Annotated in this window: 19 protein-coding genes; 11 read left to right on the top strand and 8 right to left on the bottom strand. The window is 62.6% G+C overall.

Going from position 1 to position 22,791, the window contains the following annotated elements; translation table 11 throughout:
• The first annotated feature begins 11 nt into the window (after window positions 1–11).
• The 3 genes from GR212_RS22275 (at window position 12) to GR212_RS22265 (ending at window position 3,795) form a co-directional block, all read left to right on the top strand.
• Complete coding sequence (locus GR212_RS22275) at window positions 12–1,070, top strand: aldo/keto reductase (RefSeq protein WP_163989515.1); 1,059 nt, start codon at window positions 12–14, stop codon at window positions 1,068–1,070.
• Between the two features lie 64 nt (window positions 1,071–1,134).
• The gene (locus GR212_RS22270) at window positions 1,135–2,370 is read left to right on the top strand and encodes an acyl-CoA dehydrogenase family protein (RefSeq protein ID WP_163989513.1); all 1,236 of its coding nucleotides are present in this window, start codon (window positions 1,135–1,137) and stop codon (window positions 2,368–2,370) included.
• A 3-nt stretch (window positions 2,371–2,373) separates the two neighbouring features.
• Complete coding sequence (locus GR212_RS22265; RefSeq protein WP_163989511.1) at window positions 2,374–3,795, top strand: FAD/NAD(P)-binding protein; 1,422 nt, start codon at window positions 2,374–2,376, stop codon at window positions 3,793–3,795.
• Between the two features lie 58 nt (window positions 3,796–3,853).
• Here GR212_RS22265 and GR212_RS22260 read toward each other — a convergent pair whose 3' ends face one another.
• Window positions 3,854–5,473: an ABC transporter substrate-binding protein gene (locus tag GR212_RS22260; RefSeq protein WP_163989509.1), complete on the bottom strand. Its 1,620-nt coding sequence runs from the start codon at window positions 5,471–5,473 to the stop codon at window positions 3,854–3,856.
• Window positions 5,474–5,793: 320 nt separating this feature from the next.
• On the opposite strand from GR212_RS22260, the gene GR212_RS22255 reads away from it, so the two are divergent.
• Window positions 5,794–6,804 (top strand): LysR substrate-binding domain-containing protein, encoded by a 1,011-nt coding sequence (locus GR212_RS22255; protein WP_163989507.1) that lies wholly within the window; start codon window positions 5,794–5,796, stop codon window positions 6,802–6,804.
• 6 nt (window positions 6,805–6,810) lie between these two features.
• On the opposite strand, the gene GR212_RS22250 is transcribed toward GR212_RS22255, so the two are convergent.
• From GR212_RS22250 to GR212_RS22225, 6 genes are read right to left on the bottom strand one after another with little or no spacing between them, the layout of a single operon-like run.
• The gene (locus GR212_RS22250; RefSeq protein ID WP_163989504.1) at window positions 6,811–7,659 is read right to left on the bottom strand and encodes an NADPH-dependent oxidoreductase; all 849 of its coding nucleotides are present in this window, start codon (window positions 7,657–7,659) and stop codon (window positions 6,811–6,813) included.
• 12 nt (window positions 7,660–7,671) lie between these two features.
• Complete coding sequence (locus tag GR212_RS22245; RefSeq protein ID WP_348643504.1) at window positions 7,672–9,000, bottom strand: LLM class flavin-dependent oxidoreductase; 1,329 nt, start codon at window positions 8,998–9,000, stop codon at window positions 7,672–7,674.
• A complete protein-coding gene (locus GR212_RS22240) occupies window positions 8,997–10,217 on the bottom strand; it encodes an acyl-CoA dehydrogenase family protein (RefSeq protein ID WP_163989486.1) in 1,221 nt (406 codons plus the stop codon). Before GR212_RS22240 ends, GR212_RS22245 begins: the two co-directional genes overlap by 4 nt.
• 15 nt (window positions 10,218–10,232) lie before the next feature.
• Window positions 10,233–10,571 (bottom strand): DUF3088 domain-containing protein, encoded by a 339-nt coding sequence (locus tag GR212_RS22235; RefSeq protein ID WP_163989484.1) that lies wholly within the window; start codon window positions 10,569–10,571, stop codon window positions 10,233–10,235.
• Between the two features lie 11 nt (window positions 10,572–10,582).
• On the bottom strand, window positions 10,583–11,938 hold the full coding sequence (locus tag GR212_RS22230) for an LLM class flavin-dependent oxidoreductase (RefSeq protein ID WP_163989482.1): 1,356 nt from the start codon (window positions 11,936–11,938) through the stop codon (window positions 10,583–10,585).
• 11 nt (window positions 11,939–11,949) lie between these two features.
• A complete protein-coding gene (locus tag GR212_RS22225; RefSeq protein ID WP_163989480.1) occupies window positions 11,950–13,128 on the bottom strand; it encodes an acyl-CoA dehydrogenase family protein in 1,179 nt (392 codons plus the stop codon).
• A gap of 311 nt (window positions 13,129–13,439) precedes the next feature.
• Here GR212_RS22225 and GR212_RS22220 point away from each other — a divergent pair, with 311 nt between their 5' ends.
• The 7 genes from GR212_RS22220 (at window position 13,440) to GR212_RS22190 (ending at window position 21,277) form a co-directional block, all read left to right on the top strand.
• Window positions 13,440–14,795 (top strand): LLM class flavin-dependent oxidoreductase, encoded by a 1,356-nt coding sequence (locus GR212_RS22220; protein ID WP_163989478.1) that lies wholly within the window; start codon window positions 13,440–13,442, stop codon window positions 14,793–14,795.
• A gap of 6 nt (window positions 14,796–14,801) precedes the next feature.
• Complete coding sequence (locus GR212_RS22215) at window positions 14,802–15,632, top strand: ABC transporter ATP-binding protein (RefSeq protein WP_163989476.1); 831 nt, start codon at window positions 14,802–14,804, stop codon at window positions 15,630–15,632.
• 15 nt (window positions 15,633–15,647) lie between these two features.
• Window positions 15,648–16,724, top strand: a complete 1,077-nt coding sequence (locus GR212_RS22210) for an ABC transporter substrate-binding protein (protein ID WP_163989474.1) — start codon at window positions 15,648–15,650, stop codon at window positions 16,722–16,724.
• Window positions 16,725–16,753: 29 nt separating this feature from the next.
• Complete coding sequence (locus GR212_RS22205; protein WP_432444392.1) at window positions 16,754–17,572, top strand: ABC transporter permease; 819 nt, start codon at window positions 16,754–16,756, stop codon at window positions 17,570–17,572.
• Between the two features lie 2 nt (window positions 17,573–17,574).
• Complete coding sequence (locus GR212_RS22200; RefSeq protein WP_163989472.1) at window positions 17,575–18,351, top strand: ABC transporter permease; 777 nt, start codon at window positions 17,575–17,577, stop codon at window positions 18,349–18,351.
• An 83-nt stretch (window positions 18,352–18,434) separates the two neighbouring features.
• Window positions 18,435–19,637, top strand: coding sequence for a M20 aminoacylase family protein (locus GR212_RS22195; protein ID WP_163989470.1), 1,203 nt, complete (start codon window positions 18,435–18,437; stop codon window positions 19,635–19,637).
• Window positions 19,638–19,684: 47 nt separating this feature from the next.
• On the top strand, window positions 19,685–21,277 hold the full coding sequence (locus GR212_RS22190; RefSeq protein ID WP_163989468.1) for an ABC transporter substrate-binding protein: 1,593 nt from the start codon (window positions 19,685–19,687) through the stop codon (window positions 21,275–21,277).
• A 128-nt stretch (window positions 21,278–21,405) separates the two neighbouring features.
• Here the strand turns inward: GR212_RS22190 and GR212_RS22185 are convergent, their stop codons facing one another.
• Window positions 21,406–22,758 (bottom strand): NCS2 family permease, encoded by a 1,353-nt coding sequence (locus tag GR212_RS22185; RefSeq protein ID WP_163989466.1) that lies wholly within the window; start codon window positions 22,756–22,758, stop codon window positions 21,406–21,408.
• Window positions 22,759–22,791 lie beyond the last annotated feature (33 nt).

The raw sequence follows: 22,791 nt of genomic DNA, 5'->3' as shown, positions 1-22,791 counted from the left end.
GGAGAAATGACATGGTCGACTATCGCTATCTCGGGCGCAGCGCGCTGAAGGTATCGCCTCTCACCCTTGGAACCATGATGTTCGGCGGCCCGACGCCCGACGACGTCGCATTCCGCATCATCGACAAGGCGCGCGACCAGGGGATCAATTTCGTCGACACCGCCGACGTCTATCATGACGGCAAGTCGGAAGAGGTGGTCGGCCGTGGCATCAAGGCGCACCGCGACCACTGGGTTCTGGCGACGAAGTTCGTCAACTCCCACAAGAAGGGTCCCAATCTCGGCGGTCATTCGCGCAAATGGGTGATCGAGACCGTCGAGAACTCGCTGCGCCGTCTCAACACCGACTACATCGATATCCTTTATTTCCACCGTGCCGTCTTCGACGCGCCGCTCGAAGAGCCGGTGCGTGCGATTGCCGATCTCGTCCGCGCGGGCAAGCTGCGCTATTTCGGCGTGTCGAACTTCCGCGGCTGGCGTATCGCCGAGATCGCCCATCTGGCCGATCAGCTCGGCATCGATCGCCCGGTCGCAAGCCAACCGCTCTACAACATCGTCAACCGCACGGCCGAAGCCGAGCAGCTTCCGGCCGCCTACCATTACGGCCTCGGCGTCGTGTCCTATTCGCCGCTGGCGCGCGGCGTGCTGACCGGAAAATACGAGCCGGGTAAGGAGCCCGCGGCCGATACCCGCGCCGGCCGTGGCGATAAGCGCATTCTCGAAACCGAATGGAGGCCGGAATCGATCGCCATCGCCAAGGAAATCGCCGCCCACGCCGCCGCCCGGAAGGTGACGCCGACAGAGTTTGCGATCGCCTGGGTGCTGAACAACAGGCTGATCACCTCCGCGATCACCGGTCCGCGCACGGAAGAGCATTGGGACAGCTATCTACGTGCCCTCGACGTCAAGCTCAATGCCGAGGACGAAGCCCTGGTCGATCGCCTGGTGACGACGGGCCATCCCTCGACCCCGGGCTTCAACGACCCCAGCCATCCGGTCGAGGGCCGCGTTCCCGTCAGTGCCGCCGGCGATGCTGAAAACGTCGTGCCGCTCGCCCGCGCCGTAGCCTAGTCGCCAAGCCCAAGGCCCTGCTGGAGCGGGGCCTTCTTTCCTTCCGGCGCGAAAAGAACCGTTCATGCCCATCATAGCTTCATCAGCCGTACCCTCCGCTCCCGTCGAAACCGATCGCGCGACGCTGCTTGCCCGAATACCGGACCTGGCGGTGCAGATCGCAAAAGGGGCGGCGCGGCGAGATCTTGAGCGCGAGCTTCCGCATGAGGCCTTTCGGCTGTTCAAGGAGACGGGTCTTGGCGCCTTGCGCATACCGACGACGCTTGGCGGTCCGGGCGGATCGGTGCTCGACTATATCGAGATGATCATGGCGCTCGGCGCGGCCGACTCCAATGTGGCCCATGCGCTCCGGAGCCACTTCAATTTCACCGAGGCCCTGCTGCTCAATCCGAACAGCGCCGTCGATCGCACGCAGCTTGCGCGCGTTCTCGGCGGCAAACTCTTCGGCGGCGCTCATACGGAGCAGGGGACGAAACGTCCGGGCGAGGTGACGACCCGACTGACGAAATCCGGCGAAAGTTACCGCCTCAACGGTCGAAAATGGTACGCGACAGGCACGGCATTCGCCGATTTTGCCTCCTTCAGCGCCAAGAACGATGAAGACCAGCTCGTCAGCGTCTTGTTGCCGGTGGACCGCAAGGGGATCGCCATTCTCGACGATTGGGACGGCATGGGCCAGCGCCTGACGGCAAGCGGCGGTGTGCTTCTCGAAGACGTCGAAGTCCTGCCGCACGAGATTTCGACGCGCGGGCTGAACACGCTGGTCGGCAGGCACACATCGACGCTACGCCAGCTTCACCTTGCCGCCTCGATGGCGGGCGCCGTCCGCGGAGCGCTGAGCGAGGGTACGGAATATGTGCGCAGGCAGGCGCGTTCGGCGGCGCACAGTGCCGCCGAAACAGCCGATGCCGATCCTTTCGTGCAAAAGATACTGGGCGAGATCGCCGCCGGCTCCTTCGCCGTCGATACGCTGATCCGCGAGAGCGCCCGCGCGCTCGACCGTACGGCCGCGGCCTTCGCGGGCGACGATCCCCAGGCGCTGGAAGCAGCCCTGGTCGAGAGTGCGCTGACGACGGCGCGCACCCAGATCGTCGCCTCCCAGCTTGCCCTTGCCGCCGCCACCAATGTCTTCGAGCTCGGGGGCGGTTCGGTGACATCGCGCCATCTCAATCTCGACCGCCATTGGCGCAACATCCGCACCGTGCTCAACCACAATCCGCTGCTGCACAAGGCGCGGGTGGTGGGCGACTATTATATCAACGGCACCACGACGCATCTGGAAGAAGGCAAGGTCTTCTGAGCCATGCACATAGACCCGCATTCCCATCACTCCATCGCCATCATCGGCGGTGGCTTCGCCGGTGCGCTGACCGCGATCAAGCTGCTCGACAGGACCGAGGTGCCTTTATCGATCACGATACTGGAGCCCCGCGAGGAGCTGGGACGCGGGGTCGCCTACAGCACGGTCGAGACCGTTCATCTCGTCAACGGCCCGGCCAGCACGTTTTCGCTTCATCCGGAGGAGCCCGAGCATCTGGTGCGCTGGCTCGGCGATCATGCGCCGCGCTACGGCTGGACGCCGCCTGCCGATATCGCCTCCAGTTTTCCGCCGCGATACCTGTACGGAACCTACGTTCGCGACGAGCTGCGCCGAGCGATCTCGACGGCACGGTCCGGATCGATATTCCGCCATGTCAGGGCTTCGGCGTCCACGCTGGTTTCCGCTCCGCACAGAGTTGCGATCACGACGAGCGAAGGAGAGACCATCGAGGCGGATGAGGTGATCCTTGCCCTCGGCGTCTTCCAGCCCGAACTTGCGGCGCGGGAGGCGTCTGTCGCGACCCATGCGGCCTATGCCGCGTCGCCATGGGATAGCGGCGCGCTGGATCGCCTTGTCGACGCCGAGGAGATCCTGCTCGTCGGGTCGAGCCTGTCGATGGTCGATGCCGTCGCCAGCATGGAGGCCCGCGGCTTCCGTGGCCAGTATCGGGTGATATCCAGACGGGGCCAATTCATCGAAGATCGGCGCAATGCAACGCTGGAGCGCGACTTTCTCGCTGAAGGACCGCTGCCGACCACCGCACGATCGCTGCTATCCGTCGTCAAGGCCGAGCGCCGCGCATTGGCGGCCGCCGGCAAGGATTGGCAGGCGCTGCCGCTTGCCATCCGGCCGCACATCCTGCCTCTCTGGCAGAGGGCCGGCGATGCGGAGAGATTGCGATTTGCCCGCCATCTCCGCGCGTTCTGGGACGTGACGGCGCATCGCGCGGCGCCCGAGAGCTATCGCGCCGTCTCCAATGCGGTTACCGAGGGCCGCCTCCGGCACCAGCCCGCACGATTGCTCTCGATGAAACCCTCCGGCCGGTTGATCGCCGCGACGCTGAAAACCCGATCCGGCACCGAAGCCCATTCCTTTGGCGGCGTCATCGATTGCCGCGGCCATCAGTTGCACGACTGGCGGCGCATTTCGGATCCCTTCGTCAAAAACCTGCTCGAAAGCGGAGAGGTTCGTCCGCACAGCACCGGCTTCGGCATCGACGCCACGGAGCAGGGCGATGTCATCTCCGAGGAGGGGCGGGTCCACCGCAACATCAGCGCGATCGGCCATCCGCTCAGGGGCGTTGCCTGGGAATCGAGCTCGATCACCGAGCAGCGTGCGCAGGCGATTGCGCTGGCCGACCGCATCCTCGGCAAGCTGACGCTGCTTTCGCTCATCGCGTCCTAGGGCGACATAAAAAAGGGGGCGCCGCATCGCCCCCCAAACGATTTGCCGCGAGCGGATCTCAGCCCTCGCCTTCCTTGATATAGACATCGGCGAAATTCGATTGCACGCCTTCGGCGCCGGTCGTGTGGTTCTTGACGCGCTTGTTGAAGACGGTGACGTTTTCGAGCGCGATCAGGTTGATGACCGGAAGCTCGTCGGCGATGATCTTCTGGAAATCGTTGAACTCCTGCTTGCGCTTCGCCTCGTCGACCTCGACCGACGCTGCCTCGAGAAGCCTGTCGACCTCCGGGTTCTGATAGTGGCTGGCGTTGGAGAAGGGCAGTCCGAGCTTGAAGTTCTTCGACCAATAGATGCGCTGCACGCCAAGCGTCGGATCGAACTGGTTGCCGAGATACTCGGCCGCCAGGTCGAATGCGCGCTCGGTATAGACCTTCTGGATGTAGGTGGAGAAATCATAGGAGTCGATCCGCGCATCGATGCCGATGCGCGCCAGGTTCTGCTTCAGATATTCGGCGACGCGCTTGAAGCCCTCGTTGTAGGAATTGTGCGTCAGGCGAAGCGCGAAGCGGGTGCCATTGCCGTTGCGCTTGTAGCCGGCGTCGTCGAGCAGCTGTTCGGCGGCTTTCAGATCGAAGGCATAGGGCTTGATCGTGGTGTCCAGATATTGCGGCAGGAACGTGCTGACCGGTGTCGGCGAAACGTGTCCATAGCCATACCAGACCGTGTTGAGGATCACGTTGAGGTCGATGGCGTGGGCAATCGCGCGGCGCACGCGGACATCCTTCAGATACTCGTTGTCAAGGTTGAGGATGAGCTGCGTCTGGTCGCCCTTCGTCTCGTAACCGCGGGAATCGATGCCGATATTCGGCAAGGCCTTGATGCGATCGAGATCGGCGAGCGGAATGGGATTGTCGCCGCCGAGATCGAATTCTCCGGTTTCGAACCCTGCAGCGCGAGCGGCGCCGTCGGGCACGAAGCGGACGACGACCTGATCGAGATAGGGCTTGCCGGCATCCCAATAGTCAGGATTGCGCTCCAGGATGATATGGGAGCCGCGCACCCATTCCCGGAAGACGAACGGACCTGTGCCGATGGGCGCGCCGCCATTCGGGTTGGTCGGAACATCGGCGATCTTGACGCCTTCGTAGACATGCTTGGGCACGATCGGGGATTCGGCCGCGTAGAGCGCTTTCAGTAGATAGGGTGCCGGCTTCGAAAGGCGGAATACCGCAGTCAGCGGATCCGGCGTATCAACGGCGACGACGTTGGCAAGGGTGCCTCGCCCGCGGGGATGGACCTGTTTCAGGAGTTCGATCGAATAGGCGACATCAGCGGAGGTAAACGGCTTGCCGTCATGCCATTTGACGTTGGGTCGCAGCTTGAACGTATAGGTCAGTCCGTCGGCGGCGACCGACCATTCTGTTGCGAGCTGCGGTTTCGGCGTCAGGTCGAAATCGTAGGCCAGCAGGCCCTCGGTGATCTTCGGGCTGATCTTCTGCGTGCCGCCGGCGGTGTGGGCAAGCGCAAGAATCGTCGGCGGTTCGGGTTCGACGATGAAGTTGAGCGTGCCGCCACGCGGCGGCGCTGCGTCTGCCGCGTAGGTTGCGGCGGACGGCAGAAAGGTCGCGGCGGTCGACAGCAGAAGCAGTTGATTGAAACGGCGGCGATTGATGGTCATTCGATTTTCCTTGCCGGCTGGATGGATCGGCTTCTGTACGAATAGATGGCGGACAGGCCCCTGATCGGCACATCTTCGGGTGCCGAGCCGGCAAAACGGAAGAATGTTTTTCTCATCGACCGAGAAAGAAAAGCTTTGCGAAATCCCCTCCCGCCGGAGGCCGCCGCGAACAGTTATCTAGTAAAAATATAGACTATTTCGCGATTTTAGTTTTTGCTTCCACGGCGTCCGCAAGGCATGGAAGAAAATGTCCGTCCGCTTCCAGACAAACGCAAAGCGCGTTCTCGTCTTCGATGGTCGGATCGTGCTGCAATCGCAACATGAACACGCTTGCCAGCAAACGAAAAAAAGCCATCCAGCCGACCTTGGCGCGCCTGCCGCCGTTAACCTCGCTGCGCGCCTTCGTGGCGACCGCGCGGCATCTGAACTTTCTGGGCGCCGCCGAGGAGCTGCACGTCACTTCAGCTGCCGTCGGCCAGCAGATCCGTTTGCTGGAGGACTATCTCGGCCAACCACTCTTCCATCGCGTCAGGGGCCAGCTGCAACTGACGGCTGCCGGCCTGGCGTTGGTTCCCGGCTTGACGGACGCTTTCGACGCCGTGCTCGAGACGATGACGCAATTCATTGCCAGTGACCACGAGCTGCCGATCCGCGTTTCCGTGGCGCCGTCCTTTGCAAGCAAATGGCTGATCCCCCGGCTGGACGGGTTGAGGAGGGCGGCGCCCGGTTTGCAGATCCTGGTCGATGCCTCGACCCACTTGACGGATCTCAACGCCGGCGACACCGATTGCGCCATTCGTTACGGCAGTGGCGGCTATCCCGGCCTGGTGGTCGATCACCTCTTCTCGGAAGCTGTCGTGCCGATCTGCAGCCCGGAGTTTGCCGAGCGGCATTGGCTCTGGAACGATCCGCAGGCGATAGAGGGAGCGCCGCTCCTGCACGAGGACGGGGTAGAACACGATCACTCCTGCCCTGACTGGAGTGCGTGGCTGCGGGCCGAAGGACTGTCCTGTCGGTTGCCGCAAGGCGGGTTCCGCCTCAACCAGTCATCGCTCGTCATCGATGCTGCCCTGGCGGGACAGGGGCTCGGCCTCGGCAAGGTCCGGCTGGCGGAGGCCGACTTGAAGGCGGGGCGTCTCGTCAGCCCCTTCGGCAGTTTGCAGCCGGTGAGCTTTTCTTACTTCTTCGTTACGGCACAACCCAAGGCGCGCGTAATGCGCGTCGAGCTTTTCCGCAACTGGCTTCAGGCCGAGGCGAAGGCGCTGCGCGCCGTCGGCGATGTCTTGTCGTGGCATTCACTCCGCAAGCTCGACATCGCCGCGGCCGAATAGCGCCGATCATTTCAGCCTGAAGCCGAGGCGGCGGGCGGCAACGCCAAGCAGGTGCCGTCCCCTCAGGGCTTCGACGGTGCCGATCCTGTTCTTCACCTGTACCGTCCAGTCTACGCGCGGCATGCGCTGCTCTGCCTGGAAATCCTGCAGGACGCTGTTGTAATGGTGCAGATCTTCCGGCTTCGGCTGTCGATCGTAGTGCTCGTTGTGCAGCACGCTTGCTTGCGGCAGACGCGGCTTGACGGCGGCCGGCGCGGCTGGATCCGGATAGCCGACCGTCAGGCCGAAAACCGGAAACACGCCCTCCGGCAATCCCAGTTCGCGTGCGACGATTTCCGGATCGTTGCGGATGGCGCCGATATAGCAGGTGCCGAGGCCCTGCGCCTCCAGGGCGACGACGGCATTCTGCGCGGCCAGGGCCGCATCGATGACGCCCAGCAGGAAGCTCTCCACATAGTCCAGGCCATCGGCGGCGGAACCCTGGTCAGCGGCAATGCGGCGTGGCCTGGAAAGGTCCGCAAGCCAGATCAGCAGCAGCGGCGCCTGCGTGATCTGCCGCTGTGTTCCGGCAACGGCGTTCAATCTGGCTTTGCGCTCATCGTCCCGGACGGCGACGACGCTCCAGGCCTGAAGATTGGATGAGCTCGGCGCGGATTGTGCCGCAGCGATGGCGAGACGGAGGATATCGTCCGGAACGGCCTTCGGCAGATAGTCTCTCACGGTGCGATGAGACAGCAGCGTTTCGATCGTTTCGTTCCAGTCCGAAGCAAGGGGCTGGCTGTTGCGATAGCGCTCCCTGATGAGGGCGGCGAGCCGATCATCGTCCGGAAGCTTTGCGGTCGCCACTGATGTCATGTTCTTTCTCCTTCATTCCGCTGCTATGGCATAAGGATTGGCGGGCCGGGAGAGGCCCAGATGGTCACGCAGCGTACGGCCGGCATAGCTCTTCCGGAACAGGCCGCGACGCCGCAGGATAGGCACCACTTCATCGACGAAGACTTCCAGGCCATGCGGCAGCACATCCGGCATCAGGTTGAAGCCATCCGCGGCGCCGGCGGTAAACCATGTCTCGATATCGTCTGCGATCGCGTCCGGCGTGCCGACGATGGTGCGATGTCCGGTTCCGCCATTCAATGCGCGAATGAGGCCGCGCACGGTCAATTTCTCGTGTTGCGCCAGGGCGAGCGTCGCCCGAAAGAACGTGTGCCCGCCATCGGCCGGTAGCGGAATGTCGTCGGGCAGATGTTCATCCAGCTTCAGCCGGTTTGGATCGATTTGCAGAACGCCGGCGAGCCGCGCGAGGCTGTATTCCAGCGGGATGAGTTCGCGCAGCTCTTCCTGCCGCTGTCGGGCTTCCGCCTCGGTGCTGCCGATGATGGTCGCAAGGCCGGCGAGCACCAGCAGGCTGTCCGGCGTCCGGCCATAGCGTGCGGCGCGCTGCCTGAGATCGCCGGCATAGTCGAGCGACTCCTCCAGGGATTGCGAGGCGGAAAACACGGCCTCCGCATGCTGGGCCGCGAGTTCGCGGCCATCGTCGGAGCCGCCGGCCTGCACGATAACAGGGTGTCCCTGTGGCGGGCGCGGGACGTTGTGCGGACCGTGAACGGAAAAATGCTTGCCGCGATGGGCGATCGGATGGACCTTGCTCGTATCGACGAACCGCCCGGTGGCGACGTCGCCGATAAAGGCGTCTTCCTCCCAGCTATCCCACAGCGCTTTCACGACGGTTGTGAATTCCGCTGCGCGCTCGTAGCGGCTCTGGTGCGCAACCGGCTTCTCCAGGCCGAAATTGCGGCTTTGCGAGAGGTCGGCGCTGGTGACGATGTTCCAGCCGACGCGGCCGCCGCTCGCATGATCGAGCGTCGCAAACCGGCGCGCGATGTTATAGGGCTCGTTATAGGTGGTCGATGCCGTCGCGATCAGGCCGACATGCTCGGTGTTGGCCGCCACCGACGCCAGCACGATGGTCGGCTCAAGAGACGTGAGCGGCCTGAAATCGATGCGGTCCGATATGGCCGCCTGATCGGCGAGGAAGATCGCGTCGAAGGTGCCGCGTTCGGCAATGCGCGCGACATTGATATAGTGGTTGATATCGAAGGACGCGCGGGGATCGCTTCCCTGCATGCGCCATGCGGCCGGTGAGAAGCCGGAATGCAGGATGTTGATGTTGAGGTGAAGTTCGCGTTTCCTGCTCACTGGAATATCCCCGGTTCCGGAAACTCGCCGTCCAGGAACCATGTCCCGACATTGCGGGCCTTGTATTCGGCGGGGTTGTGAAGCGTGTGGATGCGCACGTTGCGCCAGAAGCGGTCGAATCCAAGCGGCCTGACCGCGGACCTTGCCCCCATCACCTCGAATACCTCGCTCGTCACCTCGAGGGCGACCCGGCCTGCAAGGACGTTGGCGGACGCAACGGCGATCGCGGCTTCGCCGCGATCCTGTGCGGTAAGATCCGGCCCTTTTTCATAGACGGCATCGACCGCTGCCAACGCCCGGTCGGCAAGCGCCGTTGCCGCCTGCACCTTGATCCACAGCTCGCCATATTGCCTTTTGATCCACGGATCGTCGGCATGACGCTCGACGCCGGAATAGATCCACGGGCGTGATTTCGTGACAGTATAGTCGCGCGCCGCGATCAATGCGCCCTGAGCGCTGCCGATGAAGACGTTGAGAAGCACGCTCTGCTGCTGCAACGGCGCCAGCAGGGACGCCGGGTTCTGTCGTCGCTCCGGCAATATCTCGCCGTCGCCGATCTCGACATCCTTGTAGAAGACGCGTCCGCTTCCGGTCTGCCTCTGGCCGATCCCGTCCCAGTCGTCGGCGATGGTGATGCCGGCGCGGTCTGCCGGTATGTAGGCAAAGCTGCGCTTGTTGGTTTCTTCATCCTCCCAGGCGACCATCAGATAATCGGCGACATGGGAGCCCGAGGCAAAGGGCCTGAACCCGTTCAGCACGACCTTTCCGGCTTCCTGTCGACCGAAAAGGCTTTTCGAAAAGCTGTTCGTCGTATTGCCCCAGAACCAGCGACCGGCCGCCGAACGGCGCAGGATGTCCCGGGACCGTTCATCCTCGAGCGTGGCGACGGCATTCTGCAGCGGGCTGAAATGATAGCCATAGAGATGGCCGAGCGAGCCGTCGACCTTGGCGAATTCGCGGACGATCCGCATGGCGGTGGAGTAGCGTTCGCCGGCGCCACCGAACTCTTTCGGGATCAGCAGATTGACGAGGCCGCTCTCCTTGAGCAGCCCGATTTGTTCACGGGGCCTGCCACCCGACTGATCCCTCTCGACGGCATCGCGGGCGAAGATCTCGCGCAGCTCCGCCGCCTTTGCCAGAAAGGGGTTCGCCTTGTCGGCCTCGAAGAGGGAGGGCGAAGGAGAGGGCGGTTCGAAGCCGCCGGGCTTTACGGTCATGGCGACCTCCGTTCATCAGTGCAAACGCGGAAAGCCGTGCCGTTCGGCGAGCAGCTCGAGGATGCGATCGGTAGAGTTGACGAAGCGCGTGCCATGCCAGTCGCCAGCATCGTCAGGCGGGTTTTCCGCGAAAATCAGGAGCGGCAGGGATTGGTTCGCTTCGCCGGCGACGTCGATCACCTTTTGCCGCGGACGCAGGAAGGCAACCCTTTCGACATCGATTGCCGAAGCAAGATCCGGGAAGGAGGCCAGCAGTCCCTCGATAGCATTGCAATAGGGGCAGACGAAGCTGACGCCCGGATGCTTCGGATCGGCAAAGCCGGGCGAAATGAGAAACAATTTGTCACGAGCCATCTGGTGTTCTCCTATTCTGCTGCGACCGCATTGCCTGCGGAAAAACGATTGTCTGGACGTTTGAGCCCGAGATTTTCCCGCAGCGTCGCGCCTTCATATTCGGTGCGGAACAGGCCGCGCCGGCGCAATTCCGGCACGACGAGCGCAATGAAATCGGCAAGCCCTCCGGGCATGATCGGCGCCATGATGTTGAAGCCGTCGGCGCCGTAGTTTTCGAAGCGCTCTTCCATGACATCGGCGATCTGCGTCGGCGTGCCTACCACTTGCCAATGCCCGCGCGCGCCGGCGATGCGCAGATAGAGCTGGCGAATGGTCAGGTTTTCGCGGCGGGCGAGATCCAGCACCAGTTCCTGCCGGCTCTTGCCGGCATTGGTGGTTGGCGGCTCGGGCGGCACGGGACCGTCAAGCGGATAGGAACTCAGGTCGACGCCGGTCAATTGCGAGAGAAGATTGAGGCCGACTTCCGGCTGGATGAGGTCCTGCAGGGCCTGGAATTTGTCCTCGGCCTCCGCCTCGCTGCGCCCGACCACGGGGAAAATGCCCGGCAGAATCTTCAGGTCGTCCGGCGAGCGGCCGTACTTGCCGAGGCGGCCCTTGACGTCGGCATAAAAGGCCTTTGCCTCGTCAAGGGTGATCTGCGCGGCGAAGATTGCTTCGGCGGTGCGTGCGGCCAGTTCCTTGCCCGGTTCGGAGGCCCCGGCCTGCACGACGACCGGATGTCCCTGCGGCGATCGCGGAATGTTCAGCGGTCCGCGTACCTTGAAATGGCGGCCCTTGTGGTCGAGGCGGTGCAGCTTCTCCGGATCGAAATAGCGGCCGCTGTCGCGATCCCGGAGGAAAGCATCGTCCTCCCAGCTGTCCCATAGGCCGAGCACGACATCGGCGAATTCCTCCGCCCGGTCGTAGCGGTCCGCATGCAGGACCTGGGCGTCGTGGCCGAAGTTGAAGGCAGCGTCCGGATCGGAAGAGGTCACGAGATTCCAGCCGGCGCGGCCGCCGCTCAAGCGGTCGAGCGAGCCGAACTGGCGCGCAAGGTTGAAAGGATCGGAAAAGCTCGTCGAGGCCGTGGCGATCAGGCCGATATTGCGGGTGACGCTGGCAAGCGCCGACAGCAGCGTGATCGGTTCGAACGGATAGACGCCGCTATGCGCCTTCCGGCTCGCGGCATTGAGGTCCTTCAGCCGGGCGGCGACGCCATCGGCAAAGAAGATGGTGTCGAACTTGGCGGATTCGGCCAGTTTCGCGAGTTCGAGATAATTCTCGAACTCGGTGCCCACCGACGCCTCCGGATGCCGCCAGGCCGCGACATGATGACCGGTGAAAAGCAGGAAGGCTCCAAGCTTGATCTGGTCCTTGCGTCTTGCCATGAGATATCCTTTCAGCGGTACATGGCCGGAATGGGGAGCTCGCCGGTGAGCAGCCATGTGCCGATCGTGCGCTTCTTGTATTCGGCGGGATTGTGGAGCGTGTGGGTGCGCACATTGCGCCAGAAACGATCGAAGCCGTTGGCCGTGGTCGCCGAGCGCGCGCCCATGACCTCGAAGATCTCGCTGGAGACGGCAAGCCCGATCTCGCCGGCATAGACATTGGCCGTGGCGATATCGATGGCGGCCGCCCCGCGATCCTCATGCGTCAGGCCCGGTCCCTGATTGAAGACTTCGTCCAGGCTGCGCGCCGCCCTGTCGGCAAGCTCGGCCGCCGCCAGCGTGCGGATATAAAGGTCGCCATACTGCCGCTTGATCCAGGGATCGTCCGCGTGCCTGTCGACGCCGGAATAGATCCAGGGCCGCGACGATGTCGTCGTGTAATCCCGGCCCTCTTCCAGCGCGCCTTGCGCGCTGCCGACGAAGACGTTGAGCAGCACGCTTTGCTGCAGCAGAGACGTCAACGATGTGTAGGGGGTGAGGGGGACCGCCGGAGAGCCGATGAGTTCGTCGTCCCGAATTTCAAGATCGTGAAAGCTGACGGTGCCGCTCCCGGTCTGGCGCTGGCCGATCCCGTCCCAGTCATCCTCGATGACGATACCCTGGCGGTTGGCCGGCACGGCTGCGGAAAACCGCTCCCCTTCGGCATTTTCGAAGGAAATCTGGATGTAGTCGGCCACATGCGAACCGGAGGAAAATGGACGCCGTCCGTTGACCAGCCAGCCATTGTCGACCTTCCGTCCCGACGATGTCTTTGACATCGCATTGCCGGAGTTGCCCCAGACGAGGTTGCCGGCGGCGGAAGCCCGCAGCAATCGTTCCCTCTGAACGTCCGAACCGCGAAAGAGCACCAGGTTTAGCGGCAGGTGGTGATAGCCGAAGAGATGCGCGAGCGACCCGTCGGTGCGGGCGAACTCGCGCACGACCCGCAGGATGGAGAGCCAGGAGGCGCCCCGGCCGCCATAGCGCGTGGGGATCTGTGCGGAGGGCAATCCGCTCTCTTTCAACAGGCGGATCTGGTCGATCGGCCTGCCGCCTGCCTTGTCGCGCGCCACTGCGTCCCGATGGAACGCCTGTCTGAGTTCGATGGCTTTGGCAACGAACGGATCGGATGTGTCTGAATTGAAAGACATGCCTGCTCCACGCCTATGGATTCGAGCGGCACTTGGCCGCTTCAGGCACGAAGGGTTCGGTGATAACAGGCCCAAGTCCAGCAATATCTATTTGATCCGGCAGGAAGAAATTCTTTTCGGCACAGGGATCGGGATTGCTGGGCCATGACGGTTCTCGATCATTCGATGCCTGCCGGCGAGAAACGTTCTCCGCGCGGCCAAGGCCATGGCGCGATGACAATTCGAAGCGTCGGCAGTAAATAGAATATAATTTCTATAGATTATATTATTTAATGGATAGCCTTCTTTCCGCAGCGACGACGGAGAAGACGATGACGGGCAGACGACGGCAATTGAAGCTTGGGGCTTTCCTCTATCCTACCGGCCATCACATTGCCGCGTGGCGGCACCCTTTGACGCAGGCCGATGCCGGTTCCAACTTTTCCCATTATGTCGAGCTGGCGCAAATCGCCGAAGCTGCGAAGTTCGACCTGATCTTCATGGCCGACGGTGTCGGCACGCGCGGCGAGGATACCGAGGCGTTGCATCGCACCGCCCTTCGGTATGTCGCGCAGTTCGAGCCGATCACACTGCTGTCGGCGCTGGCGGCAGTGACGAAGCGCATCGGTTTCGTCGCCACCGCCTCGACATCGTTCAACGAGCCCTATCACATCGCCCGTAAATTCGCCTCTCTCGATCATATCAGCGGCGGCCGGGCCGGATGGAACCTCGTGACCTCCTCCAGCGATCACGAGGCGCATAATTTCGGCAGGGACGAGCATTATGCCCATGCCGAGCGCTATGACCGCGCCGAAGAGTTTGCCGATGTGGTGCTTGGTCTCTGGGATACCTGGGAGGAAGACGCCTTCCCTCGCGACAAGCGGAGCGGCGTCTACTACGATCCGGACAAGCAGCACATCCTCAATCACAAGGGAAAGCATTTCAAGGTCCGCGGGCCGTTGAATGTGGCGCGTGCGCCCCAAGGCCACCCTGTCCTGGTGCAGGCGGGTTCCTCCGAACCGGGCAGGGAGCTTGCCGCCCGCACCGCCGAGGTCGTCTTCACGGCTCACCAGACCATCGAGGACGCCCGGACCTTCTACGCGGATCTCAAGGGTCGCCTTCAGAAATACGGCCGAAATCACGACGACCTCAAGATCATGCCCGGCATCTTCCCTGTCGTCGGCAGAACGCGCGAGGAAGCACAGCGAAAGTTCGCCGAAATCCAGGACCTCATCCATCCGGCGGTCGGCCTCGCCATGCTGAGCGGCATGTCGGGCGGCGTCGACCTGTCGCAATATCCGCTCGACGGTCCCGTTCCGGATCTGCCGGAAACCAATGGCAGCAAGAGCCGGCAGAGACTGCTGCTTGAGCTTGCGCGGCGCGAAAATCTGTCGATCCGGCAGCTCTATCTGCGGATTGCCGGCGCGCGGGGTCACTGGCAGATCGTCGGCACCCCGACCGAGATCGCCGATCGGATGGAGGAATGGTTCAAGACGGGCGCGGCCGATGGCTTCAATGTCATGCCGCCGCAGCTGCCGACCGGCCTCTACGATTTTGTCGAGCATGTGCTGCCGGAGTTGCGTCGCCGTGGCCTTTTCCGGAGCAATTACGAGGGCACGACGCTTCGCGAAAATCTCGGATTGAAGGTGCCGCAGCATCCGGCCCGACGACCTGTCGCGGCGGAGTAGCAAGCCATGGGCAGCTCCCTGCATCTGCAGATCAGCCACGTCAGCCGCCAGTTCAAGGTCAACGGCGAGATCCTGACCGCTCTCGACGATGTGAGCCTCGATATCGCCGAAGGCGAATTCGTGACCATCGTCGGCTCCAGCGGCTGCGGGAAATCGACCTTGCTGCGGCTGGGTGCCGGTCTCGACACCCCCACGTCGGGTTTCGTCGGTCATGCCGGGCGGCCGGTCACCGAACCCAGTCTCGAACGCGGCATCGTTTTTCAGGAGCCGCGGCTTTTCCCCTGGCTGACGGTCGGCCGCAACATCGCGCTCGGCCTGGAAAACTCCGGCCTGCCGAAAGCCGAGAAAAGGAAGCTCGTCGAATCCCATCTCGAACTTGTCGGGCTCTCCGGTTTTGCCGGGGCCTATCCGCACCAGCTTTCCGGGGGCATGGCGCAACGCGCCGGCATCGCAAGGGGTCTGGTCAATCGACCGAACGTTCTCTTCCTCGACGAGCCCTTCGGCGCGCTGGACGCCATCACCAAGGCCAGGCTGCAGGACGAATTGCAGACGATCTGGGCGAAGGAACGCATCACCATGGTTCTGGTGACGCATGATGTCGAGGAGGCGGTCTATCTCGGTGACCGTGTCGTCGTCATGTCACCGCGGCCGGGCCGCATCCGCGACATCATCCCGGTGGAGTTGCCGCGCCCGCGCGCTCGAACCTCTACGCGGCTGGTCGAAATCCGCAATCGCGTGCTCGAAAGCCTCAATGAGACCACGCCGGAGTCTCGTCCGGCACCCGTCAGGGGAGGCCACCCGGCTAAAACCCGGCCAGCCGTCCTCGCCGCAGAATAGAAAACGGAGCAACAGATGAAACTGCCAGATATTTCGCGCCTGGTCGCCGGAGCCGCCATCGCCCTGACACTGTTTTCGGCTTCCGCCAGGGCTGAGGATTCACTCGTCATTCATGTCGGCTACGCGGCGATCGGCGTCGACAATCGCCCTTATTCCGAGGGTACGTCCGCCGCAACGGCACGAGCAGGCGAATTTCTCGAAAAGGAATTTGCGGGCGATCCGAACGTCAAGATCGAATGGACCTTCTTCAAGGGCGCCGGCCCGGCCGTGAACGAGGGCTTTGCCAATGACCAGCTCGATTTCGCCTATCAGGGCGATCTTCCAGCGCTGATAGGCCGGGCAACGGGCCTGAAGACGAAATTTCTGCTGGCGAGCGGTGCACGCAAGCCGCTCTATCTCGCCGTTGCCAAGGGCTCTGGCATCAAGACGATCGAAGACCTGAAGGGGCGCAAGATCGCGCTGCAGCGCGGCACCAACGGTCACCTGGCGGCCATCAAGGTGCTGGAGGCGCACGGGCTGACCGAGCGGGACATCCAGGTGGTCAACCTTGACAGTGCCGGCACGGTCGCGGCGCTCACCAGCCGGGACATCGACGCCGCCTTCGGCGACACGCAGCTGATCAATCTGGCCGCCAAGGACAGCGCCGACATCATCTACACGACGAAGGGTGACGATCCGCGTTTCGGCCGCAACGCGGGGATCATCGCCCGCGAGGCCTTCATCGACGCCCATCCCGAAATCACGCAGCGCGTCGTGGATGCCTTCGTCAAGGCGGCGCAATGGTCGTCGGAGGAAGCGAACCGTGCGGCGCTGTTCGAGCTGTGGCACAAGTCCGGAACGCCCGTTCCGATCCTCGAGGAGTATTTCCGCAACGATACGCTGGCCTATCGCAACTCGCCGCTGATCGATGATCTGCTGGTCTCGCAGTACAAGGAGCAGGCGGTCAAGAGCAAGGAATATGGCCTGATCCGCCGCGACGTCGATCTGAATGGCTGGTTCGAGTCGAAATACCTCGACAAGGCGCTGGAAAAGCTCGGCCTGACCAAATTCTGGCAGCCCTATGGAGCCGACGGAAAGCCGGCTGCTTCCTGAATGGGGGCGGTCGAGCGAAGGAGGCCTGCGTGAGCGCTATTGTCGAGATCGCCGGTCGTGCCGGCACGGGGCTTCCTCCTGCGAAGGCGCGGCGTCTGGCCCTGCTTGCGACGGGCCTGATCTTTCCTCTGGCCCTGCTCGGCCTCTGGTGGATTGCCTCCGCCAGAGGCTGGCTGCCCGAACAGATTCTGCCGGCGCCGGCCTACGTCTATCAGACCGGCCGCGACATGATCCTGAGCGGCGAGCTTCTCTATCATACCGGGGTCAGCCTGGGTCGCGTCCTCGTCGGGTTTACGATCGGTGCCGGATTGGGACTTGTTCTTGGGATCGCCATGGGGCTTTCCGAAACGGTCGAGGATTATGTAAAGCCGCTGTTTCTCGCCTTTGCGCAGATCCCGACGCTCGGATGGATCCCGCTCTTGATGCTGCTGGTCGGCATCGAAGAGACGCTGAAGATCATCATCATCGCCAAGGGTGCCATCGTGCCGATGACGATGAATACCTTGACCGGGATTCGCGGCGTCTCCCCGAAATATATCGAGGTCGGCAGGGCGCTGCGCTTCAGTCGCTGGCAGATGCTGCGGCTGGTCGTGCTGCCGGGAGCCGTTCCCTCGATATTCACCGGCATCCGCTATGGTCTCACCCATTCCTGGACCTCGCTTGTCGGCGTCGAATTGCTCGCCTCGTCCGAAGGGCTTGGCTATCTGCTGGTCTGGGGTCGGCAGATGTTCTGGCTGGATACCGTCATCGTCGCGATGATCGCCATCGGGCTGGTCGGCCTCATCATGGACAAGGGGCTGGATCGCACCGAATTGCTGATCCAGCGCTGGAAGCGGCAGGAGCGTTGACGATGGCGAGAGCGAGCCGTTTCGTCCGTTTCCGGCGCGGCATTACCTTGCCGATCCTCCTGTTTATCGCCTGGGAGGTCTCGAGCCGGACCGGCCTGGTCGATGCACGCTTCCTGCCGCCTCTGGAAGATGTCGCCGCCACCGCCAAGCGTGAGCTGATCGACAACGATCTCATCGGCGAACTGGGCTTCAGCCTGATGCGAAACATCGCCGGCTTTCTCATCGGATGCGTACTGGGTATCGGTTTTGCGAGCCTGCTCGCCCTGTCGCGGATTGCCGACCGGCTGATCATGCCGACGTTCAACGGACTGAAGCAGATATCCCTCCTTGCCTGGATACCGCTGATTTCCGTCTGGTTCGGCTTTGGCGAGCAGGCGAAAATCGTCTTTGTCGCTCTCGCGGCCTTCATCCCCATCGTTCTCAACACCTATGACGGCATGCGCGAGGCTCCCGCCGAGCTTCTGGAGGTCGCAAGGGCATTGAAGTTCAACGCACGCCAGAAGGCATTGCGAATCTACATACCGGCGGCAATGCCGTCGATCGCGACCGGCGTGCATCTGGGCTTGATCTATGCGTGGCTTGCAACGGTCGGCGCGGAATATTTCCTGGCGGTCGGTCCCGGCGTCGGCGGCCTCGTCATTGCCGGACGCGAGCGGTTCGACATGGCGCTGGTCATGGTCGGCGTTCTTGTCCTCGGCCTCGTCGGCTTCACTCTCAACCGTCTTGCCTATGCGTTGGAGGCTTACCTGCTGCGCTGGCGGCCGAGGCAGATCATGTAAACGCGCAGCAACAGCCTCGACGAAACAGCACGCGTTCCGCGGGCGTATCGGCGCCAGAAAACATCAACCAGGGACACAATTCCATGACCCACCAGACGACCATTCTACCGGATGCTTCCCAGCCCGCCGTCATTGATCGCATCGAAAGTTACTTTCCGGAGCTCGTGGCTCTTCGCCACGATCTGCATGCCCATCCGGAGATCGGGTTTGAGGAGGTGCGGACCTCGGCGATCGTTGCCGAACAGCTCGAGTCCTGGGGCATCGAAGTGCATCGCGGCATCGGCAAGACCGGCGTCGTCGGGCGCCTTGTCGGCCGTCAACCGGGCAACCGCTCGATCGGCCTGCGCGCCGACATGGACGCCTTGCCCATGCCGGAGGAAACCGGCTTGCCCTATGCGTCGGTCTATCCCGGCCGGTTCCATGGCTGCGGACACGATGTTCATACGACCATTCTGCTCGGGACTGCGCGGTATCTTGCCGAAACACGGGATTTTGCCGGGACCGTCATCTTCATCTTCCAGCCGGCCGAGGAAGGGCTGGGCGGCGCCCGCGCCATGATTGCCGACGGTCTGTTCGAGCGTTTCCCCGTCGATGAGATCTACGGGCTTCACAACGCAACCCATCTACCTCCCAACCATCTGCATGTATCCCCCGGGACCGTGCTCGCCGGGGCTGACTTCTTCGACGTGACTTTCCGTGGAAAAGGCGCGCACGGCGCTCACCCGGACGTCGCGCGCGACCCGATCCCGGCGATTACCGAATTCGTCCAGGCTCTGCAGACGATCGTCAGCCGGAACGTGCCGCCGACGGAACCTGCCGTTCTTTCGGTCACCAAGATTTCCAGCGGTTCGGCCTATAATGTCATCCCGGAGACTGCATTGGTCGGCGGCACGATCCGCGCCTTCTCGGATGATATCAGGGAACTCATTCGCGGCCGGCTCCGGACGATTGCCCATAATATTGCGGCCGCGCACGAGCTGCAGGCCGAGATCGATCTCAGGGACATCTTCTCCGTTTTGACCAACCATCCGGAGCATGTCGATATCGTCGCCGAGATCGGGCGGGATGTTCTGGGGCCGTCGCAGGTTTCGACCTTTTCGAAGCGGGCCATGGGCAGCGAAGATTTTGCCGATTTTCTGCTGCACGCGCCCGGTGCCTTCTTCACGCTTGGCCATTCCGGCACCGTTCCGGCTCATAATCCCGGCTTTATCGTGGATGACGCTATCCTGCCCGTCGGCGCGACCCTGTTTGCCCGCCTTGTCGAAAGCCGGCTGAAGGCCGCCTGATTTCCAGCCGATCCATTCCGTAGGTTCAAACACACAAGAGGATTGCGATGCATCTCTCCAGGCGCGAAGCGCTTTTGCTCGGTACCGCACTTGCCGCAAGTGCCGTTCTGCCCACACGTTCCACCTTCGCCCAGACGGCGACGCCGAAGAAAGGCGGAACACTGACATCCATTTCCGTCGGCGAGCCGACGACGCTGGTGCCGCTGCTGGATTCGAACACGCGGACGCGGGCGATTTCCACGAAGATCCTCGAGGGCCTGGTGCGGTTCGACGAGAGTTTCAACCCGCAGCCGGTCCTTGCCGAATCCTGGTCGGTCTCTCCGGATGGCCTCCGCTACACGTTCAACCTGCGCAAGGGCGTCAAGTGGCATGATGGTCAGGATTTGACCGCGGCCGACGTCCGTTTCTCGCTGCTTGCCTTCAAGCGTGTCGGTCCGCGCGGGCGGATAACCTTTGCCAATGTCGCCGACGTCGAAACGCCGGACGCTCATACGGCAATCGTCGTCCTGTCCAAACCGACACCTTTCCTGCTGCGGGCTTTGACCGGCGGGGAAACGCCGATCCTCGCCGCACACACCTATCCGACGGACGATTACGCCAGCAGCCGTAACGGGACGAACCCGATCGGCACAGGTCCCTTCGTTTTCGAGGAATGGAAGCGGGGAAGCCATGTGTCGTTGAAGCGCAATCCCGACTACTGGCAGGCCGGCCTTCCTTATCTTGATGGCGTGGTGGCCCGCTTCGTCGGCGATGCCGCCGCCGCTTCGATCGCGATCGAGACAGGCGAAGCGCATCTGTCGACCGACATCTCGCTGAACGACATCGACCGGCTGAAGCAGAATCCGCAGCTTGCCGTGGACATTTTCACCGACGCCTATCTCAACAATACGCAGGTCTTCGAATTCAATCTTGAAAATCCCATACTCGCCAAGAAGGAGGTGCGGCACGCGCTGGCCCATGCCATCGACCGCGATCTCATTATCGAGACGGTCTTTCTGGGAACGGCCAAGCCCGCCGCCTCCACCATTCCGGCGATATTCTCCGCCTACAATGACGAGGCGCCGTTCCAGTATCCGTTCGATCTCGCGAAAGCGGGGCAGCTTCTCGATGCTGCGGGCCACAAGAAGGGTGACGATGGCGTGCGGTTCAGCCTCCGCCTCGCCTTCATTCCCGGGGAGACCTTCAAGAAAACGTCGGAGGTTCTTCGCTCCTCGTTCGGCAAGCTTGGCGTCAAGGTCGAGATTCTCGATGGGGATCTGGCGACCTATATCAAACGCGTTTACTCGGAGCGCGGCTTCGACATCAACCTCAACGGCATCAGCCGGCTGTTCGACCCTACGGCCGGCGTCCAGCGGCTTTACTGGTCTGACGGTATCAAGAATATCGCGCCCTACGTGAATGCCGCCCACTACAACAATCCGGATGTCGACAATCTCTTCCGTGCCGCTGCCGTCGAGCAGGACGACGCCAAGCGCGCCGGTTATTTCAAGCAGATTCAGGCGATAGTCGGCGACGATCTGCCCAATATCGCCGTTGTCGCATTGCCGACCGTCATCGCGCGGTCGGCTGCGGCGAAAGCACTGGTGACGACGGTCGATGTGGCATCCGGCGATTTTGCGGAGAGTTGGCTCGACGTCTGAGCGATGCAATGCATGGCCCGATCTCGATCGGGCCACGCGATGGCTCCGCATGACTATGGCGCGGTGTCTTCATCTCGCATCGGCGGAGATGTCTGTCTGACGGAGCAGGGTTTTGGACCCGCAACGGCTCAGTGAGTAGCCACGGTCCAGAAATAGTAGGCAAGCGGAATGGCAAGAAGGTACATGCCGATAGATACCTGCTTTGCTTCCCCCGACAGCACCTTGACGATGACGTAGAACAGCAGTCCTCCGGCAATGCCGGTGCCGAAGCTGTTGGAGACCAGGGTCAGCAGAACCATCATCAAGGCGGAAAGACCGTCGGAGAAATTCTCCAGATCGACCCGCTTCAAGGCACTGAACATCGACATGCCGACGAGGATCAGGGCCGGCGCGGTCGCCGCGGCCGGGATCATCAGCGCGATCGGCGTAAAGAGCAGGGTGAGCGCAAACAGGGCCGCGGTCGCAAGCGAGGCGAAACCGGTACGGCCACCGGCTTCCGCGCCGGTGGCGGACTCGACGAGGGCCGTTGCGGAGGGGATGCCGAGCAGCGGGCTGATCGTCGCGGCAATCGAGTCGACGAGGAACGGCTTTCCCAGGTCCTTCATGTTACCCTCTTCATCGACCAGACCGGCCTTCGCGCCGACGGCAAGCGTCGTGCCGAGCGTCGAGAAGAATTCCGAAGCGAAGAAGGCAAAGAGGTAGGGGAAATACTGTATTTTCAGGGCGCCGAGGAAATCGAGCTGAAGACCGGTTTCCGCAATGCCGTGCGGTGCGCCGAACAGCGTCTCCGGCACCTTGGTAATTCCAAGCGGAATGCCGAGCAGCGTGCTGCCGAGAATGGCCCACAGGATCGGTCCGGGTACCTTGCGGCCGCGCAGAAACACCGCCAGGAAAATGCCGAAAATGGCGACGATTGCCTGTGAGGAGTTGATCGAACCGAGCATGAGCGCGTGGCTGCGGGCATTGACGTCGACCAGGCCGGCATTCTTGAAGCCGAGAAGCGCTATGAACAATCCGATAGCGGCCCCCAGGCCGAGCTTGATCTGCGCCGGAACCATGCGGGCGATGACCTGTCGCACGCCCAATACCGTCAATAGAACGAAGATGACGCTCGACCAGAAGGAAATGGCGAGACCGGTCTGCCAGGGGATGTGCTCCACAGCCGCCATTGTCGGACCCACCAGAACCGATCCCCCGATGCCCGGGCCGACCACGAAGGGCATGTTGGCATAGAGCGCCATGAACAGGGTTGCGCCGATGATGACCAGAATGGTTGCCGTCGTCGCGGCGGCGCGGTCGATGCCTCCTGCCGAAAGCAGGGACGGGATCACGACGAGAAGATATGCAGACGCAAGGAAGGAGGTGATGCCGGCAATGATCTCCGTCTTCGTATCGGTATTGCGTTCGCGCATGCGAAAATAGGTCTTCCACCGCGCTTCAGACGCGTCGCCCGGCTGCCCGACATTCATATTTGTGGCCATTGCATCTATCTCCTAAATCGGCAAACGCTGCCG

Origin of the sequence: Martinezella lusitana (genome assembly GCF_010668395.1) — a bacterium.
Taxonomy (GTDB): Bacteria; Pseudomonadota; Alphaproteobacteria; order Rhizobiales; family Rhizobiaceae; genus Rhizobium; species Rhizobium lusitanum_A.
This window is presented reverse-complemented; position numbering and strand designations above follow the sequence as displayed.

Excerpts from the sequence above, each read along its gene's own strand:
- GR212_RS22275 (WP_163989515.1), top strand. The coding sequence starts at position 12 with ATGGTCGACTATCGCTATCTCGGGCGCAGCGCGCTGAAGGTATCGCCT.
- GR212_RS22270 (WP_163989513.1), top strand. The coding sequence starts at position 1,135 with ATGCCCATCATAGCTTCATCAGCCGTACCCTCCGCTCCCGTCGAAACC.
- GR212_RS22265 (WP_163989511.1), top strand. The coding sequence starts at position 2,374 with ATGCACATAGACCCGCATTCCCATCACTCCATCGCCATCATCGGCGGT.
- GR212_RS22260 (WP_163989509.1), bottom strand. The coding sequence starts at position 5,473 with ATGACCATCAATCGCCGCCGTTTCAATCAACTGCTTCTGCTGTCGACC.
- GR212_RS22255 (WP_163989507.1), top strand. The coding sequence starts at position 5,794 with ATGAACACGCTTGCCAGCAAACGAAAAAAAGCCATCCAGCCGACCTTG.
- GR212_RS22250 (WP_163989504.1), bottom strand. The coding sequence starts at position 7,659 with ATGACATCAGTGGCGACCGCAAAGCTTCCGGACGATGATCGGCTCGCC.
- GR212_RS22240 (WP_163989486.1), bottom strand. The coding sequence starts at position 10,217 with ATGACCGTAAAGCCCGGCGGCTTCGAACCGCCCTCTCCTTCGCCCTCC.
- GR212_RS22235 (WP_163989484.1), bottom strand. The coding sequence starts at position 10,571 with ATGGCTCGTGACAAATTGTTTCTCATTTCGCCCGGCTTTGCCGATCCG.
- GR212_RS22230 (WP_163989482.1), bottom strand. The coding sequence starts at position 11,938 with ATGGCAAGACGCAAGGACCAGATCAAGCTTGGAGCCTTCCTGCTTTTC.
- GR212_RS22225 (WP_163989480.1), bottom strand. The coding sequence starts at position 13,128 with ATGTCTTTCAATTCAGACACATCCGATCCGTTCGTTGCCAAAGCCATC.
- GR212_RS22220 (WP_163989478.1), top strand. The coding sequence starts at position 13,440 with ATGACGGGCAGACGACGGCAATTGAAGCTTGGGGCTTTCCTCTATCCT.
- GR212_RS22215 (WP_163989476.1), top strand. The coding sequence starts at position 14,802 with ATGGGCAGCTCCCTGCATCTGCAGATCAGCCACGTCAGCCGCCAGTTC.
- GR212_RS22210 (WP_163989474.1), top strand. The coding sequence starts at position 15,648 with ATGAAACTGCCAGATATTTCGCGCCTGGTCGCCGGAGCCGCCATCGCC.
- GR212_RS22200 (WP_163989472.1), top strand. The coding sequence starts at position 17,575 with ATGGCGAGAGCGAGCCGTTTCGTCCGTTTCCGGCGCGGCATTACCTTG.
- GR212_RS22195 (WP_163989470.1), top strand. The coding sequence starts at position 18,435 with ATGACCCACCAGACGACCATTCTACCGGATGCTTCCCAGCCCGCCGTC.
- GR212_RS22190 (WP_163989468.1), top strand. The coding sequence starts at position 19,685 with ATGCATCTCTCCAGGCGCGAAGCGCTTTTGCTCGGTACCGCACTTGCC.
- GR212_RS22185 (WP_163989466.1), bottom strand. The coding sequence starts at position 22,758 with ATGGCCACAAATATGAATGTCGGGCAGCCGGGCGACGCGTCTGAAGCG.